Source organism: Actinomadura chokoriensis (assembly GCF_039529475.1).
Classification (GTDB): Bacteria; Actinomycetota; Actinomycetes; order Streptosporangiales; family Streptosporangiaceae; genus Spirillospora; species Spirillospora bangladeshensis.
In genome coordinates this window covers 243774-263595 of the sequence record NZ_BAAAMW010000006.1, presented here as the reverse complement: position 1 = coordinate 263595, position 19822 = coordinate 243774, and the positions used below count along the sequence as shown (strand labels likewise).

Below are 19822 nucleotides of genomic sequence, written 5' to 3'. Positions count from 1 at the left end.
AGCACGCGGCGAACGGCCGGCGGCATCCGACACATGCCGCACGGCAGCACACACACGACCGGCGTGCGGCAAGAACACCACTGCCAACACGGCGGACGGCGCTTGGCGGACGGCACGGAACGGACGCCTGCCAACAAGCCACAGCGGCGAACGGCACGTGGATTGCGGACGACGCACGCTCGGCGGCCGACAGGCGGGACGCAGTAGGGGTGCACGGAGGCGGCGGGCTGGCTCAACCGGCGGGTGTGCGACGAGCGACCGGCGGCCAAGAAACGGGGCGGTTCGCGGTGGGAGTGGGGCCAGAACCTCGTCGTCGTCCGTCCGGATACCCCGTCATTCAGCGCACAGCGGCCCTCGATTGTCCTCAGGAGTCACCTTTATCCCGCTTGGGTGTAGCCCAAAACGGAGGGCCATTCTCGTTTTCCGCCCTCGCGACCAGCGAAAAGGGGCATATGGCAAGATCTAGTCACGTCGCATTTTTGGCTCTATAGTTTCGGCTCATGCTAAAGCGGAATATTGCGCTGACCGTTGGCGTGGGCCTCACCGCGGTCGCGGCTGCGGCCTCGATGGTCGTGCCCTCGGACGGGAAGGCCCGTTCGATCACCCTCTCGGCGGCGCAGTCCTCCGCACCCTGCGAGAACCCTGCCGGCAGGCCGTGGTGCGACCGCTCCCTCAGCTCCGACCGGCGCGCGAACCTGCTGCTCAAGGCACTGAACGAGAGCGAGAAGCTCGCCCTGATGGCCGGGGACGACATGGTCGGCCCGCTGCGCGCCGCCGACGACGCGCGCTTCCGAGCTGGAACGGTCCACGGCATCGCCCGCCTCGGCATCCCCGATCTGCACCTGGTCGACGCCGGGTCGATGGGCGTCAAGCAGGGACCGAACACCGGGTTGGCGGCCGGGCTCTCGCTGGCCGCCACCTTCGACACCCGCGCCGCCGCGTCCGCGGGCTCCCTGGTGGCCGACGAGGCCGCCAAGCGCGGCAACGACGTCGTGCTCGGCCCGGCGACCGACATCATGCGCGTCCCGCAGGGCGGCCGCACGTTCGAGTCCTACGGCGAGGACCCGCTGCTGTCCGCGCGCATGGGCGCGTCCTGGATCCGTGCCGTCCAGCGGGACGGGCTGATGGCGCAGGTGAAGCACTTCCCCGCCAACAACCAGGAGGCGAACCGCTATTGGGTCAACGCGGTCATCCCTGAGCGGGCGCTGCGGGAGATCTACCTGCCGCCGTTCGAGGCGGCGGTCGTGGACGGCAAAGCGGCCTCGGTGATGTGCGGTTACAACCGGGTCAACGGGAAACCGAGTTGCTCGAACGCCGCGCTGCTGGACGGCGTGCTCCGCAAGCAGTGGGGTTTCAAGGGCTTCGTCGTCAGCGACTGGCTCGTCGCCACGAAGGGCACCCACGAGTCAGTGAAGGCGGGTCTCGACCTGGAGATGCCCATCGGCGTCTTCTACACCCCGCTCGCCCTGCGCGCCGCGCTGTTCACCGGCAAGATCACATGGGCCGACATTGATCGCAGCCTCACCACCCGTTTCCGGGCGATGTTCGCCTACGGCATGTTCGACCAGCCGAAGCGTCCCGCCGACGGCCAGATCGACTACGCCGGACACGCCGCCGAGGCCCAGAAACTGTCCGAGCAGGGCATTACCCTGCTGCGGAACACCGGCGGAGTCCTGCCGCTGAAGACGGGTGCGAAGGTGGCGGTCATCGGCAAGGCGGCCGACCAGTTCCGCTCCGGCATCGGCTCGATGCACGTCAGACCTGCGTCGACCATCACCGCGCGCCAGGGCATCACCGAGCGCGGAGGCGCGGACGCGGTCACCTTCGACGACGGCGCGGACCCGGCCTCCGCCGCCCGCACGGCCGGCGCCGCCGAGGTCGCCGTCGTGGTCGTCGCGGACGCCCGCGCCGAGGACGGAGACCTCGCCTGCCTGACCTTGGCCTGCGGCGCCGCCAACGACACGTCGCTCGGCGACCAAGACAAGCTGATCGAAACGGTCGCGAAAGCCAATCCCAACACCGTCGTGGTGATGCAGACCGGTGGCCCGGTGCTGACCCCGTGGGCGTCCAAGGTGCGGGGCATCGTCCAGGCCTGGTACTCCGGGGGACACGGCGGCACCGCCATCGCCCGCGTCCTGTACGGGGACGTCGACCCGGGCGGACGCCTGCCGGTCACCTTCCCCGCCCGCGCCGCCGACGCCCCCACCGCCGGCAACCCGTCCCAGTACCCCGGCGTACTCGGCAACGCCGTTTACAGCGAAGGGGTATTCATCGGTTACCGCCATTACGACGAGAAGGCCCTTGCCCCGGCGTTCCCGTTCGGCCATGGCCTCTCCTACACGACGTTCAAGCTGTCCGGCGTGAAAGCCACTCGGACGGGCGTCAGCGTCACAGTCACGAACACGGGCGGGCGTAGCGGCTACGCCGTCCCGCAGTTGTACCTCGGACTGCCCGGCACCAAGAAGGCACCGCAGCCGCCCAAGCAACTAAAGGGCTTCACAAAACTGGCGCTCTCACCGGGCCAGTCGGCTCGGGTGACGTACCCCTTGGACGCCCGCGCCTTCTCCTACTGGGACGAGACCAGGTCGTCCTGGCGGAAGGCGTCCGGCTGCACGAAGGTAATGGTGGGCACCTCGTCCCGAGCCATAACCCAGACCACCACCCTTTGCTGACCACCGTCACTCAAGACAGCCGGGGTGCCCGAGCCACGCCCTCGGGCGTCCCGGCTGCCGGCATCGTTCTGCACCACTTCGACCGCCACCAGGCGATATGATTCTGCCCCGGGAAATCGGCGGTTTTCTGTGCTCGTTGTAATCAACATTGAACTTCTAGCCGCCGTCGTCTCATAGAAGGAAGCACTTCCTTCAACTAACCTCCCATGGAAGCAGCCTGAGGAGGTTAATGCGACACACAACATGCACAGAGCACGCGGTTCCCGCATTCCATCGGTCGCTCATACCGCACAGTCAGGCCTCAACTACACAAGCTGACCAAGCTGCTGGTACGCCCGCGCCACCCAACGGCCGAGACTGGGCCGAGACGGCGCCGCAGATGGCGCCCAAGTCTCCGACGACGTGCGCACCCCGCCCGTGCCACGACGCCTCCACAGACCGACGGTCGGCCGTCCGCTCCCACCGCGCCCGCGAAGCTCCCCAACTGCCCCCCGCCCCACCTCGCAGGAGTCTCCCCATGTTCCGAAAGATAACGGCGGCCTTGGCCATCGCCCTCGGTATGGCGTTCCTCGTGCCCGCGCTGGCCGCCGCTCCCGCATCCGCCTCGACTCCGCCTGCGGCCGCCGTCCGGACGATCTACTACGACGCCAGCGGCGCCCAGGAGTTCAGGGCGGCCGTCGATCAGGGCGCCGCCGCGTGGAACGCTGCCGTGCCGGCGATCCGGCTCGTGCCCGCGTCCGGGACACAGGCCACCGTCAAGGTGTACGCCGACAACGGCTGGCCGCGCACCTACATGTACGGCTTCGGCCGCGCCGTCATCTACATGGGGCGCGAGGCGGTCAACGACGGCTTCTACCCGCCGCGGATCGCCGCGCACGAACTCGGACACGCCCTCAGCCTCCCCGACAACCGCAACGGACGCTGCGACTACCTGATGTCGGGCCACAGCTCGCCGGTCTCCTGCACGAGCACCACACCGCACCCGACCGAAGCCGCGCAGGTCACCCGCAACGCAGGCGCCCGCGTCCCCGCCCTCGCCACCGCCCGCCAACTCCAGTACGCAGACTGCTTCGTCTTCTGACCAACGACTCCGACCACCGTGACGTCCCCGCGGTCAGCGCGGCACCGCCACCGGCAAGGCCCGATGGCGGTGCCGCGCTATGGCGTCACCCAAGCACTTCACGGCACCTGATCGACCAGATCCCATGAGTCGCCGCCGTTAGCGACATCTCAGGGCTCACGCCATCCTGCTCAACGGCCTGGCAGCGCGGGGAGTGCAGTCGAAGCCACGACCACCCGGCGCGGACGGTGGGATCTGCCGGCAAGACGCAGATGAGGGACTCAGCGCCCACAAAGGAACGGTCACCGCAGCCGCCCCAGGGCGAGACGGCCGTCACCACAAGTCAGGAGCGCACGATCCGGTTCGGGTATTTGACCGAGATGGTCGCATCCTCCGAACCATCGACGCGCCCACGGTCACCAGAAACGCCTGGGTTGTCGTCAGCATGGGAACGGGTATCGCCCTTCCGGACGGCCCGCTCAGCACCCTCGCCGTCTACCGATCCCACAGGCGACCCTGCGGGACAGAAATGGCACATTCCGGCCAGCGGCCCCTGCAATGAGGCGAGGCCGCTTGGGGAACGTCCTCTTGACCGGCGCGCCGCATCGGCTCCCACATCCAGTTCTGAATCAGCGGCGAGGCCGACAGAGAAGGATGTGGGACGTGGCCACGGGACGTTATCGATCGGTCTTTCACACCGGCCTGCCCGCCGACGAGGCCTTTCCCGCCGCGGAGCAGCAATTGCGCGGCTGGCTCGGCCAGAAGGACCTGGACCGGGAGGCGTTCGACAAGGGGCGCGCCCAGGTGGGGCCGGCCGGCGAGCTGCTCCTCGTCCTGGCGCGCAACGCGCCGGACGGCACGCAGACGAAGCGGTGGCAGCTCCGGGAGCCGAAGGAGGACGGCTCCTGGATGTCGACCCTCACCGTCCATGCGCCGGGGCGAGCGCGGGAGCAGGTGCGCAGCTGGTTCTGGCTGGACGTGGAGTTCCTCGGCGCTGCGACCGGGCCCGACGAGCATGATGCGCCGCACCACCGCAAGGCCGGTGTGCCCCGCCTCGCCCGCCGCCTTCTCGAAACCGTGGACGCGCGCGACTCCATCGCCCACTTGCGGGAGAAGCCGGTCCTGGTGCGTCCCTCCGACATCGACTCGCTGATCGATGTCCTCTGCGACCCTGATCGCCGGATGCCGTCGATCGTGGCGGGCGCCGACCCGGACCGCGACTTCGGAGCGTGGCGCCGGGTCATCGAGGAGATCACGCGGAAGGCCGCGGGGCTGGCGAGCCTCTATCTGCTCGATCCGCACGCCACGGAGCAGTTCAACGCCGAGATCGGTGATTCGCACGGCGTGCCGGGCGGGGCGGTGCGCACCTACCTTCCGGACGTCGATCCGGCGAGCGAGCAGGACGCCCTTCGCCACAGGTTGCTGAGCCGGCCTCGCATCGAGGGCTATGAGGCCCGCGCCAGGGCCCTGCTCTCGGGGCTTCCGCGCCGGCTCAGCGCGGAGGCGCTCCTCCCCCGTCCGCTCACCGGCCTCAGCCGAGCACTCCTCACCGAAGAGCCCTCGGCCGGACGTCCCCGCGGCACCGCGTCCCCGGGGGCGCTGGAGGCAGTCGACGCTCTGGTCAAGGAGAACGACCGGCTGAGAGACAACCTCGACGCGGCCTTGGAACTCGTGACCGAGGCGGAGCAGACCGAAGAGCGCCTCGCTCAACGCAATGACGAACTGGCCGCGCTCAGTGTCGAGTTCGACACCGCCAACCAGCGGGCCGAATCCCTTGAGGACGAGGTCCGCGTACTGCGGCGGCGTCTCATCCAATCGGGACATCAGTCCGATGCCTACGCCGCGCCCGAGGAACAGACGCTCCTGCCCTCTTCCTTCGCCGAGGTCATCGACCGTATCGGCGAACTGCCGCGGATCGAATTCACCGGCGACATCGATCACCCCCTGGAACTGGATGACATGCCGATCGCCTCATCATGGGCACAGACCGCGTGGCAGGCCGTCCTCGCCATGAGCGACTACGCGGACGCGAGCGCCGGCGGCAGTTTCAGCGGCGGCTTCTTCGCCTGGTGCAAGAATCCGCCGTCCGGGGCACGGGCCATCAGCGCGGGCAAGGTCGTCGCCGAGGAGTCGGAGACCGTGAAGTCCAACGCGAAGATGGCCCGCCGCCGACTGCTGCCGGTACCAGAAGACGTGGACCCCTCCGGCGAGGCCTATATGTGGGCGCACATCCGGCTCGGCGGCGGCGCGGGCATGAGCGCACCCCGAATGCACTACGTGGACGACGTCAAGAACACCGGAAAGATCTACATCGGGTACCTGGGCCCGCACCTCCCGGTCAAATCCACGAACTGACGCACGGCCGCACGTCGTGCGGAGCCCCTCCAACGGACGCCGCCAATCACCACGAACATCATCACAGTCAGTCGAGAAGAGCGGTGGCTTCGACTTCGACCAGGACGTCCTCCTCGAAGAGGTAGTCGACACCGATGAGAGACGCCGGGGGCATCGGGAGTCGCAGGCCGATCTCTTCGGCCACGGCCTCCACGCCGGCCATGAAGTCGCCGATCTTCTCCGGGCTCCACTTCGTGACGTAGAAGGTCAGGCGCAGCACGTCGCCGAACGTCGCGCCCGCTCCCGCCAGCCCGGTGGCGGTGTTGCGCAGGGCGTGGGCGACCTGACCGGCCAAATCGCCCGGAGCGACCGGTGTGCCGTCGGCCCGGCGGGCGACCTGGCCGCTGACGTGCACGTGCCGGGTCCCGGTGCCGACGGCCACATGGTGGTAAGGGGCGGGCTGCAGCAGACCTTCGGGAGTGAGGTACTGGACGGACATGGGGTGTTCCTCCTCAACTAGGTATCGCTAAGCTACCTAGTACATGGAGGACACTTCAACGAAACCAGGTTTCAGCATGGATACCGACCACGAGATCAGCCTTGACGCCGCGCACCGCGAACTGCTCGACCAGGTCCTCGACAAGTGGTCCCTCAGCGTCCTCAACGAGTTGTGCGAACGCCCCTGCCGTTTCAACGAACTCCGGCGGGCGATCCCCGCGGTCACCCAGAAATCCCTGACCGCCACCCTGCGGCGGCTCGAACGCAACGGCGTCGTCGAACGTGAGGTCACCTCCATCCGCCCGGTCGCGATCACCTACCGGATCACCCCGCTCGGCAAGACCCTCCGCGGCCCCGTCGATGTCCTGCTGGCCTGGGCCTCCGAGCACATGCCCGCCATCGAACGCGCCCGCGACGCCTTCGACGCCCAGGAGGATGCGGCAGGCTGAACGCGAAGCTCCTCGCGGGATCGCCCGGCTGATCGCGTGGGAGTCATAGGTACAGCCCGACGTTTCTGGACGGCGGCGTTTCCGGGGTGACGGCGTGCAGGTCGGCGGCGCGCAGGGTGGTGATTTCGGTGTCGTCCGGACGGTCTCCGGTGGTGATGCGTTCCGCCTGGGCGGCGATGGCGGCGTCGAGGAGGTTGCGCATGAGGCGGCCGTTGCCGAAGGACGGCCCGCGGGCGCTGGTCTGGAGCAGCACGCGGAGCCGGTCAGGGACGTCCGGGGCCAGGGTGAAGCCTTCGGCCGTGGCGAGGTGCCGGAAGATCGCGACGAGTTCGGTGTCTGTGTAGTCGGGAAAGGCGACGCGCTTCGGGAAGCGTGATTCCAGCCCTGGGTTGGCGGTGAGGAAGCGGCGCATCTCGCGTTCGTATCCGGCGGCGATGACGACGAGGTCGCCGCGGTACTCCTCCATGAGCTGGATGAGCGTCGCGATGGCCTCCTGCCCGTAGGCGTCGCCGGCCAGGGCGTACGCCTCGTCCACGAAGAGGACGCCGCCGAGGGCCCGCTCCACGACGGCGCGGACGCGGGGCGCGGTCTGCCCGAGGTACGGGCCGACGAGGTCGACGCGGGACGCCTCGACCAGGTGGCCGGACGACAGCAGGCCCAGCTTCGCGTAGACGGCCGCGACCAGGCGGGCGACGGTCGTCTTGGCAGTGCCCGGATTGCCGGTGAAGACCATGTGCCGGGTGGGCGCGGCGGGCTTCGCGCCGGCGCCACGGCGCAGTTCGGCGGCGCGGGCTTCGGCGACCAGCCGGTGGACTTCGCCCTTGACCTCGGCCAGCCCGATGAGCGCATCGAGTTCGGCGACGGGGTCGGTGACGGGCTGGACGCGGGTGGTGCCGCTCAGCACGTCCGGGACGTCCTCGGGGAGGAGGGCGGTGAGGTCGTCGGTGGACGGGGTGTCGAGCGCGGTGACGCGGCGCGCGTGGAGGGCGGTGGCGCGTTCGCAGAGGTTGCGCATGACGCGCGCGTTGCCGAAGGAGCGGACGCGCGGGGAGCGCCGGAGTAGCTCGGCGACCTTGCCGAGCGCGGCCGCGGACGGCTCCACGCCGGCGGCGGAGGCCTGAGCGGTGAAGATCTCGACGAGCTCGGCGCCGGTGTAGTCGGGGAACCGGACCGCGGTGGGGAATCTGGAGGCCAGGCCCGGGTTGGCGCTGAGGAAGCGCTGCATCTCCGTCTCGTATCCGGCGACGACGACCACCAGGTCGTCGCGATGGTCCTCCAGTGCGCTCAGCAGTTCGGTGACCGCCTCGGCGCCGTAGTCGTTGCTGGAGGTGCTCTGGGTGAGGGAGTACGCCTCGTCGATGAGCAGGACGCCGCCGAGCGCGCTCTGCACGACGCCGCGGGTCTTGGGCGCGGTCTGGCCGATGTAGGGGGCGACGAGCCGGGCGCGGGACGCCTCCACCAGGTGGCCGGACGACAGCACGCCGAGGTCTTTGAAGATGCGGGCGACCAGCCGCGCGACGACCGTCTTGCCGGTGCCGGGGTTTCCGGTGAAGACCATGTGCAGGGCGGGCGCGGCGGTGGCGGGCAGCCCGGCGTCGTGGCGCAGCCTCCCGGCCCGGACGCGCGCGGCGACCAGTTCGATCTCCTGTTTGACGGCGGCCAGGCCGGTCAGCGCGTTCAGTTCGGCCATCGGGTCGGCGGACTTCTCGGCGTCGACGAGGGATTCGGGGAGGTCGGCGCGGGTGACGGCGAGTTCGTCGCCCGGCCCGGTCCGCTCGCGCACGGTCTCCAGGACGAGTCCGGCGAGGTGGGGGGCGAGGCGGGCGTTGCGGAGGTTGCGGACCGGCGGTGTCCGCGCCAGCAGTTCGCCCGCCGCGGCCAGGGCGTCCGCGTCCGCGCGGGCGCCCCGCTTGTGCAGCGCGCGGCGGAACAGTTCGGCGAAGCCGTCGGCGTCGAAGGGGTGCGTGGGCACGGTCGTGAACCGCAGCGCCAGCGCGGGGTTGACCTCCCGGACCGCCTCGTCGCCGCCCGGCTCGCACAACGCGACGATGTGCAGGTCGTCGCGGACGTCGATGGCCCGGTGCAGCTCTTCGAGGACGGCGGCGCCGCAGTCGTCGTTGCGCGCCAGGACGTCCAGCCCGTCGATGATCAGGACGCGTTTGCCCGCGCAGTCGCCGACGGAGTCGAGGACCTTCGTGGTGGCGCTGGAGGCGCCCTTGCCGGCGTAGTGGTCCCCGGCCTGCCAGAGCGGGTCCCCGGTGATGCGGCGGTCGGTGAGCAGTTCGGCGACCTGCTGGGCGGCGTCCCGTTTGCCGGTGCCGTCCGGGCCGACCAGCAGGAGCCGGACGTCCCCGGCGGCCGTGCTCGTCTTTCGCAGCGCGGCGACGACGTCCGGCTGCCCGACCAGCCCGAAGGTGGGCTCCTGCTCCGGCTGCTGCGCCTCGTCCGGTGCGGCCGTGGTGGACGTCGTGGGCTTGAGCGTGGACATCACCGGGTTGACGACGCTGCGGCGCGGTGCGTACAGGCGCCTGAGCTGCCGCATGACGGTCCTGGTCGGGAGTGGGCCCCGGTTGGGGAAGAGCGCGTTGCCGGGGAGGCCGTTCACCGCGCCGATGAACCTGGCCACCAGGTCCAGCCAGCGCCGGCAGGCCTCGGCCTCGCCTGCGCCCAGGGTCCGGCAGAGCCACGCTCCGGTCGCGTCCACCCACTTGTCGCGGTCGTGGCCGGCGCGCTGGGCGGCGAACCGGTCCAGCAGGTCCCGGTAGCCCTCCTCGCCGAGGACGGCCGAGATCTCCGGGGGAACATCGTCGAGCCCGGCATGCGCGAGAAGCCGGACGAGCAGATCGTCCGCGGAATCCTCGTGCGGCGCGGCCTCCACCAGATGCTCGTGCAGTGGCCGGAGCCCTGACCAGACCCATTCCAGGTAGCCGGTCGGCCCGGCGAGTTCGGGCAGTGCCGCCAGGGTCTCGTCGTCGGCCCGCGCGATGAACGCCTCGGCACGGGCCGTTGTCGTGAGGCCGGCGAGATTCGGCGGGTCGTCGAAGAGGCGGATCAGCGCATTCCGCCTCTCCTCCAGCGGTTCGACGCCCTCGAGCACGTCCAGCGACATGCGGCCCAGCTCTACCGCGAGGTCGAGGTCGGGTGCATCCGCCAACCAGTTCAGCGGAAGGAATTCTCCATCCCCGACCGTCCAGTCGTCGGCCGTGCTCAGCGAACTGCGACCCGTTCTGTAGTACGCGCCGTAGCACTGCCTTTGCAGGAAGGCGTGCGACCCGGCACGGATGGCCGACGGGCCGAGAAGGAATTCCGTCGTGACGATGAGGTCGAGCACTACGAGGGGGGCGGGCGTCTTCAGTCTGGAACTCTTGTCGGTGGTGAGGTCCGCATAGCGCGGGTCGGCCACCAGGTCGTCCAGGCGTGCGCCGATCTCCTCGCACAATCCGTCCGGGACCCGCCAGGGTCCGACCGACCACAGGTCGAGCGTCGGCTCGTCGGTGACAAGTAACTCCAGATGGTCCGGTAGTGGCATCGCACCCATCTCCCTGTCGGCCGTTCACGGCGATGACGGCCCCCGCCGCCCCGTCCAACGGAGCCGGTGGACCGGCCGCCGGGCCATGGTAGGACGCACGGCGCCCGGCCCGGCGTGAGTCAGGGACGAAAGTTGCCCGCCGGCGCGTGCGCACCGCGCAGGCCCGGCGATCACACTGCCGATTCCGGCAAAAAGGACATCGTTGTATCGCTTGAATCGTGCCTTGAGAACCGTTGATCAGCCTGCAAATAGGGGTGGCAATGGACGATGTCATGGTCTGTTGAACGCATGCCATGCATGCCGCAGCCGATCTCACGGAGGGCCGATATCCGCACGTGCAAAGTTCGGGCGTGCGCGATTACATAGGGGGTCCGATGTGCTCGTGACGTCAGCCCCGCGCGTCAAGAGGCACGCCCGGCGAACCGTCCGTTCGATCCCCTCGCGGTTCGCCTCCCCCGGGTGGAAGGACTGCGAGCGTGGGCGTGGACCACCCCGGCGGGCCCGGCAAGGGCCCCGAAACCATCGACAAGCCCACCACGCAGGGCAACGGCGACAAGCCACCGGCCCAGAACAACGGATCGTCCAGCGAAACGCCCCGCGCCGACAGCCTCCGCGCGGCCGGCTGGAACCTCGAGGGCTACGGGGAGACCGGCACCGACCAGCGCGACGACCACGACCAGCGGACCGGCGAGTCGTCCACTACGGGTTCGACCGGCGACAAGCAGCGCGGCCCCGGCGCCCCACCGACCGAAACCGATCCGAAAGCCGATAAGGAACCGCAGACCGGCAAGACCGGATCCGCAACCGACGACCCCAAAACCACAACCGCCAAGACCTCGGGCACCGACGGACGCGACCACCCCCAGGGCCGGCCGCCCGGACGGGAGACCGACAGCCGCGCCGAGCCCCCCGACCGGGCAGCATCGTCGGCGGGGCAGTACAAGATGCCGGCCGACAACCCCGGGTCGCCCGGCCAGCCGTCCCGCCTGGAAAGCCTCGCCCGCACCCGCGAGGCCCAGCAGCAACGGGCCGCGCAGAACGCCGAAGGCACCAACGGCAGCAGCGGGCCACCGAGCGAGACACGCGACGGCGGCCCCACCGCGCCACAGGAAGGGAACCGGGCCGACACCGCGCAGCCGCCGGGGCAGACCGACACCGGCGGCACCGGACGGGACGCGCAGGGCGAGGAGCAGGGCGAACGCAAGGCCACCGGGGGTGAGGACGTGCGCCAGGACGAGCACCCACCGGAGACGCCGCCCGCCGACACCCGCGCTGCGACCGGCGGCACGGCAGGCGGCGAGCATGACCGGCCCGCCTCCCAGCTCTCCGGTGAGCAGGGCGGCGGCCCCGCGCCCGAGACCGGACGCCCACAGGACCAGGAGCACCCACCGCTCCCCCACCAGAACAACGCCGCCGCACCCACCGACAGCAGGACACCGCCGGAGACCAAGCAGAACCCGCCGGGCACGGACAGGCAGGGGACGGGCGTGCAGAGCGCGCGCGAGCAGGGCGACGGCCAGCCCCGGCCCGAAGCGTCCGCCGAGACCGGCGACCAGACCACCGGCCCCACACCGACCCCACCGGACAGCACGCACGGCACCCCGGAGCCGTCAGGCCGGGACGCACAACCCGTGCAGGAGGCCGGGACGAATTCGCAGGCGCCGGACGGGTCCGCCGACAACGGCCGTACGCCCCCGCACGAAACACCCCTGTCGCCCGAAGCACCCAGACCGGCCGAGGCCGGCGAGCCCGGCACGGAGCAGCCCGCCCAAGCGCCGCAGGACCGCCCCGGCACCGAGCAGCCCGGCGACGCCGCCACCGGCACCCCCGACAACGGAACCACCGGCGACGCTCCCGCCGTCCCCCAGGAGGGCGAGCCCGCCCAGCCCCCCATCAACACCGGCGAAGCCGCACCCGGCGGCACCGCACCCGACAGCGGAACGGACGAGCGGAGCAACACCGATGACCCGCCGCCCCCGTCCGAAGAAGCCGACCAGAGCGCCGGGGCACCCGGACCTCCCGGCGAACAAGACGGCGACCATGGTAAGAAAGGCCCGGAGGACGACTCCAAACAGAACCCGAGCCAAACCAATCGAACAAACCCGGAGGTCCCCAACCTCCCAGACGGAAGCACGCCACCCGACCGCAATGCGCCTCAATCCACTGAAAACAAGAATCCCGGTCGAGAGGTTGCTCCGCAGCAGGAAGCTCCGGTAGAAACGGAACCGAGCCGATTCAGCGGAAAGGTGACGATAGCCGTTGACAGCGACGGTAGACCGGTCCCACCGGACCAAGAGCCGGTCGAATCGGAGGTCGGCACACGGGGACGCGGCGAATTTGGCAGCCCAGAAGATGACCCAGTCGACCGCGATCCTCGCGAGGAGGACTCCGAGCGCCCATCTCGCCGACGCGAGGTCTATCGCGGGATAGTCGACAAACCTTCCGACGCAAAGAAGTCTATGGACACGTTCGCCGAGCCCGCCCAGAGAGGCGTCGAACGTGTTCCACCAACCGGCCAACACACTGGAAGTCGTGGAAATATAGACCAATTCAGAGCCCCTGACCACGCGGTGAAGGCGGGGGACGCCGCACTCGGCGTGGCGGGAGTAGTAATCGTTGCATACGAAACGACGCGTCGGAGCGTGAATTGGATTCGACAAAAGCTAGGGAGAGACCGTGGCGATAACCGATGAGCAAGTAGACGTGCTCCGCGCTCAACTGGCAGGGAAAATCGACGAGCATCGGCGACTGGCGAGGCAGCTCACCGCGGACGAAGCAAACACGGAGTATGCGACCTTGGTCGCCGCCGCATTCATCGAGGCGGTCGAACGACGTTTCATGAAAGACGGAAAGGCTGCGGACGACGCCGACGTCATCGACTTCGTCGCACAAGTGCGGGGACTAGACGATGAAATGCCTGACATCATCGACCCTCGACTCGCCGAGAGCTTGATCTTCCACTTGCTGGAAAAAGGCACGGCTATCAACGCCGACCCGGACACGAAATTTGGACATCAGATCGTCCTGCTGGCGAACCTTGTGGGCGAAGAACAATTCTCCAGCGCTGAACTCGACGCATTCTTGTCCAGCGCGCGCTCGCTCGCCAACGAACTGCTCGAGTAATGGACTACTCGCTCGTCAAGATTCGCGAGGAGAACATCCTCGCCTTGCGGTCGTTCCTCTTGGAGGGGCCCGATGCGTGGGTGCCGCTGCAAGAAGAGATGCAGAGCAGCGACGAGACGGCGGCCGGGCACATGTCGTTGCTGTTCGGGGCGTTCGAGGTGGCGGTGCGGCGGAGGTTCGCGCCGAACTACACCGTTGGCCAGATCGTCCGCCTCGTCGCCGACCTGAGGATCACACTCGGCGAGGACGCGGACGAGGTCAACCCGATCATCGCCGAGGACATGATCCGCCGCGCCGTCGACGCTCCCCCGCTCAAGGCCGACGTGCCGGACGACCTCACGGCCACCGTGAACGCCCAAGTCTGCATCCTGCTGTACCTCGTCGGCGAGGCGGACTTCGATCGAGCGGGACTGGAGCAGTTCATCGACGAGACCACCGCCTACACCGAGCAATGGCTTGCCGCACGGCAAAGCGAGCAGGCCGAGCAGCGATAGAAGACCGCTGCGGCTAGCGCCTCCACCTACGTGGAGGAGGACGCGGCTCATGCTGGGGAGTAGCTGGCGGCGCGGCGAGAGTAGAGGGTCCGGCTTACCTTCACTCTGGAGGGTATGTCTGAGGGTTTGGAGAAGCCTGGTTCGACGTCGGCGAATCAAACAGTAGTCACTCTCACCGAATTATGCAGGGGCACCTTTTTGGGACGGCCTGAGAACGGCGAACCTGACGGCCTTCGTATGGCCCTCGATGTCCAGCCGCCACTGGTAGCGTCCCTCGGGCAACGGCATGGGCCCGACCGCTACCGTGAAGTTCGCTCCGCGGGAAAGGTCGTCCGGCACGTCAGGACACACGGGTACCTCAACACTGCCATGAACCGTAATAGGCGCAGCCTGGTCGGCCGGCCCCACCACCACGGGTTCTCCATTGTCGTTCAGCAGGCTGAGCTGCAAGGAAATCTTTTGGTCGGCGTGGTCGTGCGGAAATCTGAGCATGAGCACCACTGCGTGCGGAGCAGTGGGTGTGCCGGTCATAGACCAGCCCGCCCCGAGCATATGGATCTTGCCGGACGGGTCATTGGACGCCGAGTCACAAAGAATCAACTGCAACTCCTCGATCTCTACTGACATCAGAAGCCCATCTTGGTCGCGGTGAAAGCGTAGGTCTCAGTGTTACGGTAAACGAGCGGGTCGCTGATGCTGGTGACTACGACATAAATGCTCTCAGAGCGTGATCATCCGGCAGGGGGCGTTTGCGTCTCCACGTTGGCCGCCCTCGACACTCCGGAGTTCACGGGGCTTGCCGTCGCCGCGATGGCTCTGGCTGATCGACGACGATCAGCGGGGTCTCACTCAGGCGGCGGCCCAGAGAACGCGACTGCCTCGCGACACAGCTCCAGCCCATGCCTCGGGACTGCGTCGCACCGCAGGGCGATGGTCTACGGCAAGTAGAGACGCTGAAAATGCTGGATTCCGGGGGGACATGCCACTCAGCGTACTGGGTCAACTACCCAACTGCGTCGGCCGTGCCTTGGGCAAGGTCGCGTGGCGTTGCTCAACGATGGCGAGGGCTATGGACGAGCACGTCCGACCAGGCCATCCGGCCGGGCGGTTGCCGCTGCTGACCGACGCATCGCCACGCGCCATCCTCGGTTCTGATCAGAGGCGGGGTCTATGGCAGGTGCTCAATCGCCGTACTCGTGAAGGAGCTTCAAGGCATTGCGCAGTTTTCTCACGGCGTCCGGTGGAGGGGGATCGGGATTGAAGTGCATGACATCGTTGCGTATGTCGCGGAGTTCGTTGAGCCGCTTGATGATGGTTGCGCGGTCGAGGGGCCAGTCGAGCTTCTCCCACATGCCGGGGTTCTCCAGCACTCGCTGGTAGTCGCCCATGGACAAGTCGTCATAGGACGTGATGTTCTTCGCTCCATCAGGGTCGCAAAGCGAAGCCACTTCTTCGATGCTGTAAGTCTTTGCGACGACGCGCCGGAGCGCCTGGTCCAGCTCTCCGATGAGAAAGAATGGCGTCGCAAGTTCTCCGTAAGCATGCACGACATCGGTCGTGGTCACGATACCTGAAATCGCGTCCTTATCATCTCGAACAAAAATGAACTCCGCTTCCTCCAGTATCTGGAGAATATCGATGAGTTCTGTGTCGTAACCTCTTGCCCGAGCCTCGATGATCGCGTCGGCGAAGGCCGCGGAAGGGTTAGCATGGCGCGCTCGGGCGATTGATTTCCAGCTCACCGCCCCGTGCAGCTTGCGCGGGCCGCTCATGACGGCGATCTGCGAGTAGTCGTTGAGAAGCAGGAGGGTGATGGCTTCCTCGAAGGTCGCTTGAGGCGTCACCGACACAACCCCTCCGAGTGCCGAAGGAAGGTTGCCGACGGTGAGGACCATCTCCGCCTCGCCAGAGTCGTCTGCCTCCGAAAGTGTGGATTCGATCTTCTCCGCTTCGTCCGCGTCCTCTTCCGCCACGCCGTCCAGCTTGACCATCGCGTCGACGGTGACTTTGCGGAAACTCGGGACGGTCACCAGCCCGTGGTTGGCGAGATCGGCTTCGATGTGCTGACTGATCCGGTAGCCACGGGCGGCAGCGCCCCACCACGCGAGGAGCTCTCTTACCGTGATCTCATCGGGATGGTTGGCATCGGCCTTGCGGCGAGCCTGTTTAAGGAACTCGTGCCTGCGCTGAGGAGCGGGAGCGCTCGCCACTGCCGGGGCCTCGTCGGTGACAGGGGGAGCCGCGGGTGACTGGGCGGCCACCTCGTCGAGGAGCTCCTGGCGAAGGGAGTCCAAGGAGCGACTCGATGAGTCGACTACCCAGGCGTGCCATCCATCAAGGGCTCGCACGCCGGCCGCCACGACCGCCGCACGTGAGGGCGATCTGAAGGTCTGCCCGCCATCAAGGGCTATCTGTCCATCAGCGGCAATCTCGGCATAGTGGGTCTCCTTCAGTCGGACGCGATCGAATCGCAAGCGGGTACCGACTTCGAGCAGACCCCCCTTGATGAGATCAGGGATCGTGACGCGTCGGCCGTCGAGAAGGTATTCCGACCTGGCGCCTTCAGACATCCAGAACCTCCATCCGTGGTGCATACCACCGTGAGATCACATGATGCCTCATCGAAACGGTGAAGCACGGATGAGACCGATTATGCGTCCTGCTGCGCACGGCGGCCTTCGGAAGTCCTGTCTCCGCCCGGACACGGCCGCCGCCGGGAACCTGTCACGCATTCTCAGCGTTGCCCCCGGGCACGGATCTCTACCGGTGAGCCCATGCTCCGTCCGGGAGTCACAGATGAGCAGATCGAGGCCCCGCAGCGTCAAGGGTGAGGGTCACGGGAGGTCGAGGGTCGGCCGGTGAGCGGGTGATGCAGGGACCACTCGGCGGCGCAGACGGTCCTAAATCGGCTTTCTCGGGGTCACATAGGGCATCGCCGTATCACTTGAATGGCCCCTCACTCGCAGTCGCATCGTCTGTATCACCGGCTCCGGCGGATGGACCAATCGGATGCCCGAGGCGCAACGCGGGAATGTGCGAGCGGAGCTGGTTCGGAGGGAAAATCGGCACGTGCAAAGTTCGGGCGTGCGCGATTACATAGGGGGTCCGATGTGCTCGTGACGTCAGCCCCGCGCGTCAAGAGGCACACCCGGCGGACCGTCCGTTCGATGCCCTCACGGTTCGCCTCCCCCCGGGTGGAAGGACTGCGAGCGTGGGCGTGGACCACCCCAGCGGGCCCGGCAAGGGCCCCCAAACCATCGACAAGCCCACCACGCAGGGCAACGGCGACAAGCCACCGGCCGACAGCAACGGATCGTCCAGCGAAACGCCCCGCGCCGACAGCCTCCGCGCGGCCGGCTGGAAACTCGATGGCTACGGGGAGACCGGCACCGACCAGCGCGACGACCGCGACCAGCGGACCGGCGAGTCGTCCACTACCGGCTCGACCGGCGACAAGCAGCGCGGCCCCGGCGCCCCACCGGCCGAAACCGACCCGAAAGCCGATAAGGAACCGCAGACCGGCAAGACCGGATCCGCAACCGACGACCCCAAAACCACAACCGCCAAGACCTCGGGCACCGACGGACGCGACCACCCCCAGGGCCGGCCGCCCGGACGGGAGACCGACAGCCGCGCCGAGCCCCCCGACCGGGCCGCGTCGTCGGCGGGGCAGTACAAGATGCCGGCCGACAACCCCGGGTCGCCCGGCCAGCCGTCCCGCCTGGAAAGCCTCGCCCGCACCCGCGAGGCCCAGCAGCAACGGGCCGCCCAGAACGCCGAAGGCACCGGCGGCGGCAGCGGCGGCCAGCCGGGCGAGACACGCGACGGCGGCCCCACCGCGCCACAGGAAGGGAACCAGGCTGACAAGGCGCAGCCGGCGGGGCAGGCGGAGGCCGGCGGCACCGGACGGGACGCGCATACCGAAGGGCACGGCGCACGCGAAGCCGCCGGTGGTGAGGGCGTGCGCCAGGACGGGCGCCCGCCGCAGACGCCGCCCGCCGACACCCGCGCCGCGAACGGCAGCGCGCCGGGCGAGAGTGACCGGCCCGCCTCCCAGCTCTCCGGCGAGCAGGCCGGCGGCCCCGCGCCCGAGGCCGGACGCCCACGGGACCAGGAGCACCCGCCGCTCCCCCACCAGGACAACGCCGCCGAACCCGCCGACAGCGGGACGCCGCCCGGGACCGAGCAGGACCCGCCGGGTGCGGACAAGCAGGGGACGGACGGGCCGGGTTCGGACGCGCAGGGGACGGACGGGCACGGTGCGGACGAGCAGGGCGACGGCCGAGCCCGGCCCGAACCGTCCACCGAGACCGGCGACCGCACCACCGGCCCCACGCCGACCCCGCCGGACAACGTACACAGCGCCCCGGAGCCGTCAGGCCGGGACGCACAACCCGTGCAGGACACCGGAACGAATCCGCAGGCACCGGACGGGCCCGCCGACAACGGCCGCACACCCCCACCCGAAGCACCCCAGCCGACCGAAGCGGGCAAGTCCGGCGCGGAGCAGCCCGCGCTTCAGCCGCAGGACCGTCCTGCCCCGGAGCCGCACGCCACCCCGGACCGCGAGCCTGATCATCCGCAGGTGATCAATGCCTCGGACGAGTTGGAGAGAAGGATCTCGGGTAACGGATTGCCGGCCGATGACGACACCCGCGCAGGCGGCCTTGGCGAGGAAGCCCTCGAACAGGGCATGTCAGATCGCCTCAAGCGGATCGCCGCCAAGCTGGATCGAAACGATGAACCCGAGGAACTGGCCGGAACTGTCGACCACCCGGATTTCCGGGACCCCCACGAGGATCCGGAGTACGTCCCCGACCGCTACGGCACTCCGCTGGAGCGTGCCGATGGCTCTCGTACACCGCTCTTCGATGGAGAGCCCACCCGTGAACAGACAGAACAGGGCGCCCTCGGTGACTGCGGCATCATCGCCACGTTGGGTGCGATCGCCGGGCACCATCCCCGGGTCATTCGCGACTGCGTACGGCAAACTGACGATGGCAACTACCAAGTCCGCCTACAAGAAGCCGAGTACTCGACATCAATGCGGCGCTACGAGCCAACCGGGCGACCCATCACGCTGACGGTCACGGCCGACCTGCCGATCTACGATGGCCATCCTGGCAAACCCGCTTTCGCCAACTCGGTTTCGACCGGTGCGGCCTGGGCCCCGGTTCTTGAGAAGGCGATCGCTGGCGCCGATCAGACATGGAACGGCGAACGTCGGGACAAGGCGACGAGAATCTGGAATGCTCAAGGTTATCCCGGCGATGCACCGACCGGATACGTTCGATTGAATCAGGGCAGCGGCCCGAGGGATCGGGCCGAGTTGCTCACACAACTCACCGGCCGTCCCGCCAAGACGGTGGAGTTCCCCAGCGGCTACGATGGTCAGGGACGTAACGCTGACCATCGGCTTCGCGACGAGATCGTTGATCAGCTTTCCGATAAAAAGCCCGTGCTGGTCGGCACTCGCGAGCGCCGCACCGGTGAATCATCCCTACCAAAAGGTCTCCAGCAGAAACATGTCTATGAGGTCACAAAAGTCGACGACGAAGGAAAGCTGCATCTGCGCAACCCATGGAATACCAGGCATCCTGAACCGATGACGATTCAAGAATTCAAAGCCGGCGTCCGGCCGCGCTACACCACACTGGATTGAT

The 19822-nt window shown here is 68.3% G+C and carries 12 protein-coding genes; 8 read left to right on the top strand and 4 right to left on the bottom strand.

What is annotated here, in order from left to right; genetic code table 11:
• Positions 1 to 500 precede the first annotated feature (500 nt).
• The 3 genes from ABFX46_RS16325 (at position 501) to ABFX46_RS16315 (ending at position 6087) form a co-directional block, all read left to right on the top strand.
• On the top strand, positions 501 to 2672 hold the full coding sequence (locus ABFX46_RS16325) for a beta-glucosidase (protein WP_346043029.1): 2172 nt from the start codon (positions 501 to 503) through the stop codon (positions 2670 to 2672).
• A 517-nt stretch (positions 2673 to 3189) separates the two neighbouring features.
• Positions 3190 to 3753 carry a snapalysin family zinc-dependent metalloprotease gene (locus ABFX46_RS16320; protein WP_346043027.1) on the top strand — a complete coding sequence of 188 codons (564 nt, stop codon included), beginning with the start codon at positions 3190 to 3192 and terminating at the stop codon, positions 3751 to 3753.
• Positions 3754 to 4320: 567 nt separating this feature from the next.
• Positions 4321 to 6087, top strand: coding sequence for a hypothetical protein (locus ABFX46_RS16315; RefSeq protein WP_346043026.1), 1767 nt, complete (start codon positions 4321 to 4323; stop codon positions 6085 to 6087).
• A 67-nt stretch (positions 6088 to 6154) separates the two neighbouring features.
• Here ABFX46_RS16315 and ABFX46_RS16310 read toward each other — a convergent pair whose 3' ends face one another.
• The gene (locus ABFX46_RS16310; RefSeq protein WP_346043024.1) at positions 6155 to 6565 is read right to left on the bottom strand and encodes a RidA family protein; all 411 of its coding nucleotides are present in this window, start codon (positions 6563 to 6565) and stop codon (positions 6155 to 6157) included.
• A gap of 76 nt (positions 6566 to 6641) precedes the next feature.
• Between ABFX46_RS16310 and ABFX46_RS16305 the strand changes: the two genes are divergently transcribed.
• Positions 6642 to 7013: a winged helix-turn-helix transcriptional regulator gene (locus tag ABFX46_RS16305; protein WP_346043023.1), complete on the top strand. Its 372-nt coding sequence runs from the start codon at positions 6642 to 6644 to the stop codon at positions 7011 to 7013.
• A gap of 43 nt (positions 7014 to 7056) precedes the next feature.
• Here the strand turns inward: ABFX46_RS16305 and ABFX46_RS16300 are convergent, their stop codons facing one another.
• Positions 7057 to 10542, bottom strand: coding sequence for an AAA family ATPase (locus tag ABFX46_RS16300; protein WP_346043021.1), 3486 nt, complete (start codon positions 10540 to 10542; stop codon positions 7057 to 7059).
• A gap of 476 nt (positions 10543 to 11018) precedes the next feature.
• Between ABFX46_RS16300 and ABFX46_RS16295 the strand changes: the two genes are divergently transcribed.
• From ABFX46_RS16295 to ABFX46_RS16285, 3 genes are read left to right on the top strand one after another with little or no spacing between them, the layout of a single operon-like run.
• Positions 11019 to 13235, top strand: coding sequence for a hypothetical protein (locus tag ABFX46_RS16295; protein WP_346043020.1), 2217 nt, complete (start codon positions 11019 to 11021; stop codon positions 13233 to 13235).
• Positions 13219 to 13665, top strand: coding sequence for a hypothetical protein (locus ABFX46_RS16290; RefSeq protein ID WP_346043019.1), 447 nt, complete (start codon positions 13219 to 13221; stop codon positions 13663 to 13665). The genes ABFX46_RS16295 and ABFX46_RS16290 overlap by 17 nt, the downstream gene beginning before the upstream one ends.
• Positions 13665 to 14159 carry a hypothetical protein gene (locus ABFX46_RS16285; RefSeq protein ID WP_346043017.1) on the top strand — a complete coding sequence of 165 codons (495 nt, stop codon included), beginning with the start codon at positions 13665 to 13667 and terminating at the stop codon, positions 14157 to 14159. Before ABFX46_RS16290 ends, ABFX46_RS16285 begins: the two co-directional genes overlap by 1 nt.
• Positions 14160 to 14339: 180 nt before the next feature.
• Here the strand turns inward: ABFX46_RS16285 and ABFX46_RS16280 are convergent, their stop codons facing one another.
• Positions 14340 to 14786: a DUF6941 family protein gene (locus ABFX46_RS16280; protein ID WP_346043015.1), complete on the bottom strand. Its 447-nt coding sequence runs from the start codon at positions 14784 to 14786 to the stop codon at positions 14340 to 14342.
• Positions 14787 to 15340: 554 nt separating this feature from the next.
• Complete coding sequence (locus ABFX46_RS16275; RefSeq protein WP_346043014.1) at positions 15341 to 16729, bottom strand: CBS domain-containing anti-phage protein; 1389 nt, start codon at positions 16727 to 16729, stop codon at positions 15341 to 15343.
• 641 nt (positions 16730 to 17370) lie between these two features.
• Here ABFX46_RS16275 and ABFX46_RS16270 point away from each other — a divergent pair.
• Entirely contained in the window at positions 17371 to 19821 is a 2451-nt protein-coding gene (locus ABFX46_RS16270) for a calpain family cysteine peptidase (RefSeq protein WP_346043012.1), read from the top strand.
• Position 19822 lies beyond the last annotated feature (1 nt).

Coding starts and splice junctions, on each gene's coding strand:
- ABFX46_RS16300 (WP_346043021.1), bottom strand. CDS start 10,542: ATGCCACTACCGGACCATCTGGAGTTACTTGTCACCGACGAGCCGACG.
- ABFX46_RS16275 (WP_346043014.1), bottom strand. CDS start 16,729: ATGTCTGAAGGCGCCAGGTCGGAATACCTTCTCGACGGCCGACGCGTC.
- ABFX46_RS16285 (WP_346043017.1), top strand. CDS start 13,665: ATGGACTACTCGCTCGTCAAGATTCGCGAGGAGAACATCCTCGCCTTG.
- ABFX46_RS16280 (WP_346043015.1), bottom strand. CDS start 14,786: ATGTCAGTAGAGATCGAGGAGTTGCAGTTGATTCTTTGTGACTCGGCG.
- ABFX46_RS16325 (WP_346043029.1), top strand. CDS start 501: ATGCTAAAGCGGAATATTGCGCTGACCGTTGGCGTGGGCCTCACCGCG.
- ABFX46_RS16320 (WP_346043027.1), top strand. CDS start 3,190: ATGTTCCGAAAGATAACGGCGGCCTTGGCCATCGCCCTCGGTATGGCG.
- ABFX46_RS16310 (WP_346043024.1), bottom strand. CDS start 6,565: ATGTCCGTCCAGTACCTCACTCCCGAAGGTCTGCTGCAGCCCGCCCCT.
- ABFX46_RS16305 (WP_346043023.1), top strand. CDS start 6,642: ATGGATACCGACCACGAGATCAGCCTTGACGCCGCGCACCGCGAACTG.